Source organism: Clostridium sp. CM039, assembly GCF_055081075.1.
Map to the genome: position 1 here is coordinate 2535135 of NZ_CM143649.1, position 12918 is coordinate 2548052.

Genomic DNA, 12918 nt, shown 5'->3' on the forward strand with positions numbered 1-12918 from the left:
TAGTGTAGTTGAAAAAAATAACATGTCACTTGTTATTTTTTTGAAGATGCCTAATCAATAAATTCTAATTCATCTACAAAATCCAAAATATCATCCATGTCTTCTTGTGAAATTTCCTTATGTTGAAAATCACTTGGTGTAAATCTTGTCTCTTTTACATCCAAACAACAATCAATTATTTCCATTAATTCTTCCACATATTTTTCAGCAATACGCTCAATTGTTTCATTTAAGAACTCATATCTATTGTATTTTATTTCAACATTAAAAATATCATTAATAATATATGCATCTATAATTAATTTAACGTGTGAAGGTATGTCATCTCCTCTATCTCTATATACTTCTACATCAGAACTTTTAAAAATATTTGTGTCTATTACATTATCAAATTGTCCTAAATAATTAAAAATAATTTGTGGTTTCAAAGAAAAATTCACTCCTAATGAATGCGATTCATTGCTTAAGTATTTAAGCAATCCGTATCCTATACCTTTGTTAGGTATGGATCTAATATTTTCTTTAATGGTCTTAATCTGAATATCAATTCCACTTTTGTCTGCTAATTCCAGTATTATTGGATATACAGTTGTAAACCAGCCAACTGTTCTCGACACATCTACGCTAACATCTAAAGTTTCTCTTCCATGCCCCTCCATATTTATTAGAACTTTATTATATCCATTCCACTTGTAAAGCGCTCTTGCTAAAGCAGTTAGTAGTATGTCATTTACTTCTGTATTAAATGCCCTATTCGTATTTCTTAATAACTTTTCCGTATATTCCTTTGATAATTCTTTTTTTACAACTTGTGAATCTTTAATTACTCTGTTAGTTACTTCGTTATCAACAAGTAAATCTACCACTTTATTTTTTTCTAATTCACTCCAATATGAAATTTCATTATAAATTTCCTTACCATTTGCATATTTAGCTAAGTTTTTCGACCAATATTTAAATGAATGAGTCTTAGCTTCTAATTCTACTTTTTCATTGTTGCTCATTTTACTATAAACTGTATCCAGGTCTTCCAAAATTATTCTCCAGGATACACCATCTACAACTAAATGATGTATAGCTATAAATAAATATTCTCCAACTTCGGTTTTAAATAAGGCTGCTTGAATTAATAATTGCGCTTGAATTGTTATGCTCTCTTGAATTTCTTTTGTTATTTTTAACATATCTTTTTTATAATCTTGGCTTTTGATTAAATTATATACCTCTAATTTAAAATCCAAATTTTCAATCCCTTGATTATATTGTATAAAGACTTTATTAAAATTCTTATACTGCATTCTTAATGCATCATGATGCATTATTATTTCTTTAAAGGCTTCTTCCAAATACTTATCATTTACTTTTTCTTTACTAAACAATAATATAGATTGATTGTAATGATTGTTTTCTACAAAGTTCTCTTCAAAATATTGTTTTTGTATAGGCGTTAATTCCACTTCTCCTTGAACGACCGGTTGTTCAGCAGAACTATTAGTACTTTTTACATATTTAGCACATTCCTTGATTGTTTGATATTTTACTAAGTTATTTACTTCTAGCTTTATCCCAAGTTTCATCAATGCAGATGAAACTTGTATAGCTTTTATAGAATCTCCACCTACTGTAAAGAAATTACTACTTATACCTATTTTTTCAACTCTCAATATTTTACTCCAGGTTTCCGCTAACCTTTTTTCTATTTCATTTCTCGGTGCTTCGTATTCCTCTTGCGCTATAATATTTCCGTTTGGTTTTGGAAGGCATTTTCTATCTATCTTTCCATTTGGTGTTAGTGGCAATTTTTCTATCCATATAAAATATGCTGGTATCATGTAATCCGGCAGTTTTTTTGACAGATATACTCTTAATTCTGTTACTGCTATTTCTCTACAACCTGTTATATACGCACACAGATATTTATTGCCTTCTTTATCTTCTTTGTCTACTACCACCGCTTCTTTTACATCTTCATGTTTAAGTAGCTGATTTTCTATTTCACCAAGTTCTATTCTGAATCCCCTTATCTTTACCTGATTGTCTATTCTGCCTATGCATTCTATATTTCCATCTGATAACCACCTTGCCAAGTCTCCTGTTCGGTACATCCTTTTCCCTGTCTCAAATAAATCTTCTACAAATTTTTCTTTTGTCAATTCTTCTCTGTTTAAGTATCCTCTTGCCAATCCATCTCCTGATATACATAATTCTCCTGCTACCCCGATTGGCTGCAGTTTATTATTAGCTGCCAGTATATATATCCTTGTGTTTGATATTGGTTTTCCTATATTAACATTGTAACTATTAGTTAATTCCTTAATTGATGACCAAACTGTAGTTTCTGTAGGTCCATACATATTATACAATTTAGGTATCTTAAGTTTCTTTAATTCATCAAACAACCCCTGAGGCAAATCTTCCCCACCAACAAGAAGTTTTTCTAATTTGCTTAAGCTTATTAAACCATTGTCACTATTTGCTAATAACTGAACCCTCGAAGGCGTAACTTGAATAATATTGATATTATTTTCACAAATAAATTTACTTAATTCATTGGCATCTTTTTGTAGTTTGCTGTCAGCAATTATTACTTTTAATCCTTTTGTTAAAGGAAGTACTGTCTCAAGAAAAAATATATCAAATGAGATTGTTGTTAAAGCTAATATACTTTTTTTCTCATCCATTTGTATATTACTAGTAACTCCAGCTATGAAGTTAACAGCATTTCTATGTTCAATCATAACCCCCTTAGGCTTCCCTGTAGAACCTGAGGTATAGATTACATATGCAAGGTCACTTGATTTATTTACTTTCTCCAAGTTATCTTTACTTGCTTTGTATAATTCTTTTTCTTCTATATCTACTATAATTCCCCCAAATTTCACCTTATCCATAAGACAATTTTGTGTTAATAATATATTACTATTACTATCCTCTAGCATATATTCTATTCTCTCTTGTGGATATTCAGGGTCAATTGGTAAGTAGGCTCCTCCTGCCTTCAATATTCCAATTATAACTATTATCATTTCTAGAGACCTACCTACCATTATTCCCACTATACTATCTGCTTTTACCCCCTTTTCTCTTAATACTCTTGCCAAGCTATTTGACTTCTCATTTAGTTCCATGTATGTTAACTTTTTGTCTTTATACACAACTGCTATATTTTCTGGTGTCTTTTCTACCTGTTCTTCGAACAATTCATGTATTGTTTTATCCTTTGGATATTCTGCTTTAGTATCATTAAAATCTACTAATATTTTTGTCTTTTCTTCTTCACTAACTATACATATGTCATTAACTAGAATCTCCGGGTTTTGTATAACTAAACTAATAATTCTTCTTACGTGGCTTTCTATATCAGCAATGAAATTTTCTTCATAGATTCCTTTATCATAACTAATTCTAAATCTTAAGCAATTGTCAGCAAACACATTCACATCTAAATCGTAATTTGTTACTTCTGTTCCCTGTAAATTTAAAATCTCAAAATCATTAGTTTTAAATAAGTTTTTACACTCTTCAAAAGGATAATTTTCAAATATTAAAATATTATCAATTAAATTTGTGCAAATTGAAGTAGATTTTTGAATATCTGATAAACTTATATGAGAAAAACTATTATTCTCACTGAAATCATTCTTTACATTCGTAATCACCTCTGAAAATAAAGTATTCTTATCACATTTTATTCTTAATGGAATTATATTTATAAATAACCCTATAGTCTTATCTATCCCCTCTATATCTGAAGGTCTACCAGAAGTAATACTTCCAAACACAACGTCATCTATATTATTGTATTTTTGTAACAATATCCCCCAAATGCTATGTGTAATATTGCTTATTGTAACTTGATATTTTTTGGCTAAATTTTTTATTTCATTTGTTATGCTTTCGTTAAATACAAAATTATAGTATCCTCTTTTGAAATTTTTATTATTAATACTATTATTTTTAGGAACAACTGCCTTATTGTAATAATTTTGCAAGTAATTTTTCCAATAATTTAATCCATCCAAATAAGGCTTTTCTTGTACCCATTTTATATATTCTTGGTATTCTGGTGAAAGCTTAATTGGGATTTGACTATTATTTTTCAACGCTCTATAAATATCCGTAAATTCTTTAAAAACAGTTTGCAAACACCAGCCATCCATTATAATGTGATGGAAGCTCCATATTATTTTATATTCCTCTTGGTTTACTTTAAATAAACTTACTTTTACTAATATATCCTTTGATAAATCAAAACCTTCTTTTATTTCTCTAGTTCTACTATATTCCAAGGATTCCAGCTTTTCTTTTTGCGAAAAATCACTTAAATCCAAATACTTAATTCTAATACTTCTCTCTTTCAATACAACTTGTCTTGGTATATCTACATTTTCATAAACAAATATTGTTCTTAAAGCATCGTGCCTCTCTATAACTTTATTTGCCGTTTTCTCAAATATATCTTTGTTTATCTTCTTAGATTTTATATCTATACATATTTGTTCTACGTATTCATTTGTTTTCATATCCATTAAATAATGATACAACATACCTTGCTGCATAGGAGTTAATGAATACATAGTTTTTATTTTATTTTTTTTCTCCATAAGCTCACCTCTGTTTATTTTTTCTAGTCTTAAATATCCCACACTTAGATAATTGAGTTAAAATAGAAAATATAGTAATTATATGTTTTTTTTAAAAAAAAAAGAGATTTATAACATATTTTTATAATATTACATATATTTGGCCATGTCAACTAATTAACACATTTTTCATTGTTTTTTTCTTATTAAACTACGTAATTCAAATTAAACTTACAAAATAAATTGAAATTGATAAATATCTAACAATGTCCATAAATGATACTAAATTAATAAAATAAATCAAGTCGGTAGAAGTGGGAATTTAATTTCCGACTTCTTTCCTCTTACAGAACCGTACGTGCGGACCCCGTTCGGGTAGAATAAGCTCTCGCGAGCTTAAACCCTCACAGAACCGAACTTGCGCTACTAACGCATTCGGCTCCTCATGTCATCTTTCGCACAATGTAGTTAAGTTCTTGTCTCAATTCATAGATATTCACATGAATTTTAGGTCGAATTAATGGATGCTTTCTTAGAAATAGTAAGTATTTATCCCAATTAAACCTTTTCCTTTGACTCCTTCTATTCAGAGCCTTATATAACATTTTCCTTACTGTATCTCGATATTTACTCATCATTGTGGTGTTATCAGTAACTCCATAATAACGATAGTATCCATTTAGTTTTACTGTCAATTTCTTCATTATTTCTACTGTTGGAGTGGTTAAATTCTCCTTTAGCCATTGTTTGCATCTTTTAAGACTGGCATTGTATTTCTTTTTACTAGTCCTTCTTTTAACTCGAAATTTTCCATTTTCGCTCTTGCTACAATAATGTGTAAATCCTAGGAACTCAAATGTCTGTGGCTTTTCTTTACTTAAGCTTTTAATGTTTACTTCTGCAAATCTTCCAAATCTGATTATTTTAGTTTTATCCTCTGCTACTTCCAATTTGAACACTGCAAGCCTTTGTTTTAAAAGTTTATAGAATTCCTGAGCTTCGTTCTCATACTGAAACTAAACCAATGGAACCTCACCCTTAGTTTCTCTAAGAACCGTACGTGAACCTCTCAGCTCATACGGCTCCCATCATTCAGCTGTTGGTAATATCCCCATTTTCCAGTGTGCAAACAAATTTCTATCTCTTTTCGCAATACTTCCCAACCAATACTCTGCCCTTCGTCTTCGTCTGCGTCTGCGTTTTCGCTTCTTATACTTTCGACGAACCCACTTTACTAAGGCATTGTTGATATATCTTAATACTGCATACATTTCAGATTTATAGAAATGTGTGTACTAGTTACTCCACCCCTGTATTTTTTTGTTAAATATCTTTGATATATCCCATAAGTCTTTATCTACCTTCAGTTGTAATTTCCAACGTCTTACTTCTTTACAAATTGATTTCTTCGCCTTACCGGCTATCGCTGGTAAGAAACTTGTAAAATATTTGCCGTATTTATTCTTAGCACCTCTAGGTTTAAATGTATATCCTAGAAAATCAAATGACATATTTTGATAATTTCCTTTTCTATCATCATCTTTACAGTATACAATCTTTGTTTTACTAAGGTTTAACTGTAGTCCATGTTCTTCAACTCTTTCTTGCAATCGTCTTTGTAAATATTTCGCCTGTTTTAGAGATACACAGTGTGTTACTGAGTAAATAAACCAAGGGAACTTCCCCCTTAGTTCCTCTCAGAACCGTACGTGAACCTCTCAGCTCATACGGCTCCCATCATTCGACTGTTGGTAATATTCCCATTTTCCAGTGTGCAAACAAATTTCTATCTCTTTTTTCAATACTTCCTAATCAATATTCTACTCTTCGTCTGTGTTTTCGTTTCTTATACTTTCTTCGAACCCATTTAACTAAATCATTATTGATATATCCTAATACTGCATACATTTCTGTTTTATAGAAATGTGTATAATAGTTAATCCATCCCTGTATATTTTTGTTAAACATGCTTGATATATCCCACAAGTCTTTATCTACCTTCAACTGTACTCGCCAACTTCTAACCTCTTTTCGAATTGATTTCTTCACCATATCTGCTATCGCTGGTAAGAAACTTGTAAAATACTTTCCGTATTTACTCTTAGCGCCTCTAGGCTTAAATGTATACCCTATAAAGTCAAATGATATATCTGGGTAATCTCCCTTTCTATCATCATATTTAGAGTATACAATTCTTGTTTTCTCAAGATTAAGCTGCAATCCGTATTCTTCGAATCTTTCTTTCAGTCGTTTTTGTAGATATTTAGCCTGTTTTAGAGATATACAATGTGTTATTCCATCATCTGCATATCTTGCCCACGGAATTATTCTGAATTCTTTCGTCATAAAGTCATCAAACACATAATGTAGAAACAGATTCGCAAGTACTTGACTTATGACGCCCCCTTGCGGAGTTCCAGAATTTCTTGGCATTAGTTCTCCATTTTCCATTTGAAATGGTGCAATTAACCACCTTTGAATATATAGAATAATCCATTCTTCATTTGTATGTTTCTTTACCATTTTAATTAAAATTTCATGTTTGATATTATCAAATAGTCCCTTTATATCAAATTCAAGAACCCAATCTTTTCTCCAACACCTTTTTCTTGTAACATCAAGTGCTTGTATTGCAGATTTATTAGGTCTATATCCGTAGAAATCCTCATAAAACATAGTCTCCACTTCTGGTTCAAAATATAGTTTAGCTACTGTCTGAGCAGTTATATCTTCAATAGTAGGTATTCCTAGTAATCTAATTCCTCCACCTTTCTTTGGAATTGCAACAGCCCTTACAGGCTTTGGAATATAACTTCCTGATGACATCCTATTCCAGATTTTATATAAATTGTTTTTCAACTTCTTTCCAAAATCTTCGATTAACTGTTCATCAACTCCATATGTTCCCTTGTTTGCTTTCACTTTTTCATAAGCTGTAACTACAGCTCTTTTAGAAATATTAAACGGCTTTGTTTCTGTCATAAGATCCTCCTCCTTTTCAAAGTTGACTTATTTCTGAAACTGAATAACTTGAAGTCCTTCGCTCCATTTCCATTACAGAAATTTCTTCACTACTACGACTCAATCTGCCACCATGCTTGCATCGATACTCTTTTCTCACAGTTCTTCTGCTTGAAATACTCTCTTAACATCAAGCCGTAGGTTCCCACGTTCCATACAAATGCCCATACTAAAGTCATGCCAGCTTTATGCCGCTCACCGCCTAGACAGTAAACAGGTTTCCTCTAGACTTATCCCAGATTAACGACAACCCTCTGGTTTTGATGGAATCTCTACGCTTTCGATATTTTCGTAAGTGGTTCGCTCATTCATCTCTTTAGTACATACTTGACAGATTTACCTCTGCCTTTTCCTTAACGCTCAATACCATAACTTTTGATTACAGCACCTTAAGGTAGTTTGAAATCTCCACCTGTATGGCGATTTGGGAGGGCCTTCCTCCATCATCTGTATAGCACAGCAACCTGAAGCAACTCTTACGAGTTGCTTCAGGTTGTTTACAAACCCAGTATAATTTTTTTATTATACTGGGTTTTTTACATGCAATTATGCGATAGCATTTTGAGTTATGGATAAATTTAAAATAACAACTATGTTCTTAGTTAGAAAATCAAAAAACCTTAAAGATAGCAGGCTAGCTATCTTTTTCATATTCTGCACTGCTGCTGTATGCAGACACTGATCTTGCACATTTTCTAATCCACGCATATGGCAATAGCGAAGCCCATGCAGTTGTTTTGAATCTGCGAAGCTTCGCTCTATAGTTTCTTTTCTTTTTCTATATATATTTCTGCCTTTATCTGTTCTGGTGAACTTTACAACATCTTCTTTATACGTTTCCCAAACATGTCTTCTAATAGTTTTAAACTTGATTTTTGCAGAAAAGCATTGAGCTCTATTTGGACATATGTCGCAATATTTTGCATTACCAACATATTCTTTATATCCTTCTCTTGTTGTCGTTTTATAATGTAAAGCCCTTAAGTCAGGGCATACATAAATGTCCTGTTCTTAACATATTGGAATTTATTTTTTGTGTACATTCCTTTTGTATGTGGAGACCTACGGTATCCCATTACAGATTTTAATTCCCTCTCATATAGTTCTTTACATATAAGATTTGTAGCATAACCAGCATCTGCACCAACATATTTTATATTAAAATTAAACTTTTTTATTTGCACATCTAATCTATCGATATAAGGATCAACATCATTTATGTTTCCAGGAGTGACATACACATCAGTAATTATATTATGTCTGCTATCGACAGTTCTGTGATCTAAATATATATTCATTAGCAATGGTGAAATAACGGCGCCCTGCGGGCAACCTATATCAGATTCATCAAAAATTCCATTTTCCATAGTTCCAGCATTCAAGAACTTACCTACTAATTTTAAAATTCTACTGTCGCTTACTTTTTCATTCACTGATTTAATTATTATTCCATGGTCAAGTGTGTCAAATCATTTAGATAAATCTATATCTACTACATGATCTAATCCATATTTGTTCATGAATCCTTCAGCTTTAGCTACTGCCTTTTGACAAGACCTAATCGGTCTACAACCATAGCTTGAAGGATGAAATGTAGGTTCAAAAATATTCTTTAGTGCTTGTTGGACAACCCTATCTCTAACCGTAGGAATACCTAACGGTCTTTTAGTGCCATCATCTTTATCAATATATACCTTACGTACTGAAAGTGGCTCATACGTTTCGGTTTTGAGTTCATGATTTAGCTTGACTATATCAGCTTCAATATTAGCTTCAAAAATTTCAATAGTCTCCCCCTCTATACCAGGGTCTCCCTTATTGCTTTTGTCCGCTTTGAAAGCCTTTCTTAAGTTAACAATTGTATAAACTTTATCAATCAAGCTATACCACTTTTTCATCATGAACCCCTCTCGCTTCGCGGTCTAAATTATTCCCTTATAAACCACAGTTTCTTCATTAGTTTTGCTGACCTTTTTAGCCTTTCGGCAATATATCTAGCTTAGCCTAATTACTCTGTTTAGAACGGACTATATTTCCAGTAGATTCGTCATCACCAGTTACAAGTACCTCTTAGTATTTCGACCTCGATTATCTTTTCTAATAAGTTTATAAATTTACAATTTTGAATTGCAAACTTTATTTTGCCTTCCTCCCTTTGCAAACATAGATACTTTGCTAATCTATACCTCATTATGACTGGTAATATAATAACTTCCGCACAATGTCCTCTTAATTTTGTCCTCCATACTATTACCAGTTTTCATTGGCTAAAAGTTAACCACTACTATGGATTCATCTGCCACCTGCACTCCATCGTACCTCCCTTGTGTTCCCACTTGTTTGAACTTACCTATTAAAATAGGATAATACAGGCTTCTCCAGATGGGTTTGCCTGCCTAAATGCGAACGCATCCATCTTAACTTATAAAGTTATCCAACTTTGGGGCTTTCCCATATTTTGCAGGGTTACCCACTTTATAATCCATATTCGGTTTACTTTCGTTATGTTCCACATTTCCCCTGCGGCTTCCTTCAGACCCTCCCGTTGGTTAGGTGACATATGCTTCTTTCAGCCTATCGGCTCAGCAAACATGCTGGACGTACAAAAAAGTGTCCATATTAAATTATAGGACACCTTTCTAAAAATTAATTTTTGTGAAATAAATTTAGGTACTTTTATAATAAATGCTTATTTCTAAACTATGAAAGCGGAGTTAAAATCCAAAGTCTTCTTCGTCATTAACAACAATACCTTTATTTGCAATACTTAAATTGTTGTAATTATGTATCTTCTCGAATTCTTTAAATAGTAGGATAACAAGTTCATTTATTTCATCTGTTCCAATTGAAATTCTAATATGTGATGTTAAATTATAACCGTTTGCACAATTTCTTATAGCATAACCATTAGTAAAGAAATACTTTACTAATTCATCTGGAGAGTACTTTAGTAATTTAATTAATAGAAAGTTACTTTCTGATTTATATACTATATAACCACCTAATTTTTCAAGTTCATTTGTAAGTTTATCCCTTGATTTCATTGTGCTTTTAGATACATTTTCATAATACTCTACATCTTGTAATGCTGCCGCAGCAATTCGTTGGGAGGTATAGGAAATCCCAAATAAAGGAGCAACTTTTCTGATAATGGATGTTAACTTTATATTAGAAATTAAAAATCCTATTCTTTCACTTGCTAAACCATATAACTTAGATAGAGTCCTAACAAATACTAAATTCGAATAATTTTCAATAAGGTAATTGATATCTAACCCATATTCATCCGTGAATCCATAATAGGCTTCATCAATTAGTATCAAAGTATCTTTTGCATTCTTAGCTATGAATTCTAATTGGCTTTGTGTAATAGTGTTACCAGTTGGCATATTAGGTGATGTTATAACTAAGAGTTTTGCTTTGCTTTCTTTTATTTTTTTTAATATTTCATTTTCACAATATACATACTTGTCCTCTTTTTCAAGAACACTATATTCAACACAGTTAGCTCCTAAGATACTAGCTATACTTTTGTAATATGACCATCCAGGATTAGGAATTAAAACATTATCATCTTTACTTATGACTACTCGAAAGACTTGGTTTAAAACCGTTGCTGCACCGTGATCTACTAGTACCTCATCCTTATCGATATTTAAATAACTAGCAATAATTTTATTTATCATAAAATTTCCACCATAAGGATACTCAAAAAAGTCTTTCTTGTCAATATTATCCAGAGCTTTTATGCATTTTGGTGAAGGACCATATAAGCTATAATTCATATACAACCCACATACATTTTTTTCGAAAATAGGCGGTTTATAATTGTCAGCCTCTTTGATATAGGACAATACATATTGAAATTCATCTGATAGTTTTTTTTCTTCATTTTTAAAAATTGTATTCATTTTTATTCACTCCTTCTAATTTAATATAAATTTTTCAACAAAGTATTTTCTAAACAACTTCTTTATTTGTATTTGCGATATATAAATTCTCTTTTTTAATTACACAATGATATTTTAAAAATAATGTAAAGAGAAATAGTATTACCGCACCAGACATAACATAAATTGTAGCAATATACCTATCAACCATTATTCCGAATATTATATTTTCAAAAGGAATGCAAATCATGCATCAAGTTGACATAACCGTTGACACTCTTCCTATAATATTCAAAGGTACCATCTTTTGGAATGTAGTCCCCACGTTTATATTAATTACTGAAAATAAACCACCAAAAATGAAAGTTAATACAAGTAATTCAATATAAGGAATTAAATTCGTGTTAAACATCGTTATGTTTTGTTTTGAAACCAATAAGGATATTATTAATAACAAGAGTGATGCAAACATTAATAAAGAAAATATTAAATTTTCTAAAGAATATTTTCTACCAAATTTAACAGCAAAAAAAGGTCCAACTATCATTGCAAGGGCAAGGCATCCTTCTAAAAAAGATATTTGCATATTTGATATTCTTAATAGATCCATTGATACCCTAAGAGTTCCTATAGATAAAATTGGATTAAAAACAAAATTTACAATAGAATATATTTCTATTATTGGAATCAAAAGTTTGGTTGTTTTAATAAAGTGAAGACCTTCCTTAAAATCAGTAACAAAATCATTTAAATTGATAGTTTTAGGGGCTATATTTGTTTTTGGTATTTTAATAAATATTTCAAGAAATGCAGCTATAAAAAAACTTGCGGTATTTAATATACAATACACCTGGTAGCCCAAATAAAGTTAAAATGGCTGCACCCAAAACAGGTCCTATTAAATTGACTAAACTAAAAGTCATGGAGTTAATTCCATTGGCATAAATTAAATCTTTTTTATTAATGATAAAAGTAGTTATGGCCCCCTGTACAAGGTTGATACAATGAAGATATAACAGAAAGTGTTATTACAAGCATGTAGCAGTCTAACAACGATAGTTTTCCGCGAAAAAAGTAAAAACATGTAAATATACATACTACCAACCCGGCGATTATGTCTAAATAGATAATAATTTTTTTCCTATCAAACCAATCAGAAAAGACTCCATTAATCGGAGATAATAATAATTGCGGGAGTAAACCGGCAATTAAAATTATAGCAAAAATAGTTGAAGAACCTGTACTCTTCATTACATACAGGGATAAAGCAAAAGTTTGAATACTAGCCCCTAATAATGAAATAAATTTAGCTAAAAGTAGTACGGAAATTTTTTTGTTTCAAAATTACAAAATTCATATAAATCTGATTCCTTTTATTTTTTAATGTGCAAAATTAAATAAACTTAAAGATAATCGAAAAATTA

Annotated in this window: 9 protein-coding genes and 1 pseudogene; all 10 read right to left on the reverse strand. The window is 30.9% G+C overall.

The window, feature by feature from the left end; all coding sequences use genetic code 11:
- Positions 1-50: 50 nt before the first annotated feature.
- Positions 51-4604 carry an amino acid adenylation domain-containing protein gene (locus ACWJJ2_RS11770; protein WP_462953310.1) on the reverse strand — a complete coding sequence of 1518 codons (4554 nt, stop codon included), beginning with the start codon at positions 4602-4604 and terminating at the stop codon, positions 51-53.
- A gap of 422 nt (positions 4605-5026) precedes the next feature.
- The gene (locus ACWJJ2_RS11775; RefSeq protein WP_462953311.1) at positions 5027-5533 is read right to left on the reverse strand and encodes a group II intron maturase-specific domain-containing protein; all 507 of its coding nucleotides are present in this window, start codon (positions 5531-5533) and stop codon (positions 5027-5029) included.
- A 345-nt stretch (positions 5534-5878) separates the two neighbouring features.
- The gene (locus ACWJJ2_RS11780) at positions 5879-6193 is read right to left on the reverse strand and encodes a hypothetical protein (protein ID WP_462953312.1); all 315 of its coding nucleotides are present in this window, start codon (positions 6191-6193) and stop codon (positions 5879-5881) included.
- Between the two features lie 202 nt (positions 6194-6395).
- Positions 6396-7565 (reverse strand): group II intron reverse transcriptase/maturase, encoded by a 1170-nt coding sequence (ltrA, locus tag ACWJJ2_RS11785; RefSeq protein ID WP_462953313.1) that lies wholly within the window; start codon positions 7563-7565, stop codon positions 6396-6398.
- A gap of 585 nt (positions 7566-8150) precedes the next feature.
- Positions 8151-8893, reverse strand: a pseudogene (locus ACWJJ2_RS11790) (transposase); the annotation flags it as partial.
- 180 nt (positions 8894-9073) lie between these two features.
- Complete coding sequence (locus ACWJJ2_RS11795; RefSeq protein WP_462953314.1) at positions 9074-9505, reverse strand: reverse transcriptase domain-containing protein; 432 nt, start codon at positions 9503-9505, stop codon at positions 9074-9076.
- Positions 9506-9654: 149 nt separating this feature from the next.
- On the reverse strand, positions 9655-9795 hold the full coding sequence (locus ACWJJ2_RS11800; protein WP_462953315.1) for a hypothetical protein: 141 nt from the start codon (positions 9793-9795) through the stop codon (positions 9655-9657).
- Positions 9796-10318: 523 nt separating this feature from the next.
- Positions 10319-11515, reverse strand: coding sequence for a pyridoxal phosphate-dependent aminotransferase (locus ACWJJ2_RS11805; protein ID WP_462953316.1), 1197 nt, complete (start codon positions 11513-11515; stop codon positions 10319-10321).
- Between the two features lie 232 nt (positions 11516-11747).
- Positions 11748-12344, reverse strand: coding sequence for an MFS transporter (locus ACWJJ2_RS11810; protein WP_462953317.1), 597 nt, complete (start codon positions 12342-12344; stop codon positions 11748-11750).
- A gap of 110 nt (positions 12345-12454) precedes the next feature.
- The gene (locus tag ACWJJ2_RS11815) at positions 12455-12823 is read right to left on the reverse strand and encodes an MFS transporter (protein WP_462954334.1); all 369 of its coding nucleotides are present in this window, start codon (positions 12821-12823) and stop codon (positions 12455-12457) included.
- Between the last annotated feature and the right edge of the window lie 95 nt (positions 12824-12918).

Coding starts and splice junctions, on each gene's coding strand:
- ACWJJ2_RS11770 (WP_462953310.1), bottom strand. CDS start 4,604: ATGGAGAAAAAAAATAAAATAAAAACTATGTATTCATTAACTCCTATG.
- ACWJJ2_RS11800 (WP_462953315.1), bottom strand. CDS start 9,795: ATGAGGTATAGATTAGCAAAGTATCTATGTTTGCAAAGGGAGGAAGGC.
- ACWJJ2_RS11805 (WP_462953316.1), bottom strand. CDS start 11,515: ATGAATACAATTTTTAAAAATGAAGAAAAAAAACTATCAGATGAATTT.
- ltrA (WP_462953313.1), bottom strand. CDS start 7,565: ATGACAGAAACAAAGCCGTTTAATATTTCTAAAAGAGCTGTAGTTACA.
- ACWJJ2_RS11795 (WP_462953314.1), bottom strand. CDS start 9,505: ATGATGAAAAAGTGGTATAGCTTGATTGATAAAGTTTATACAATTGTT.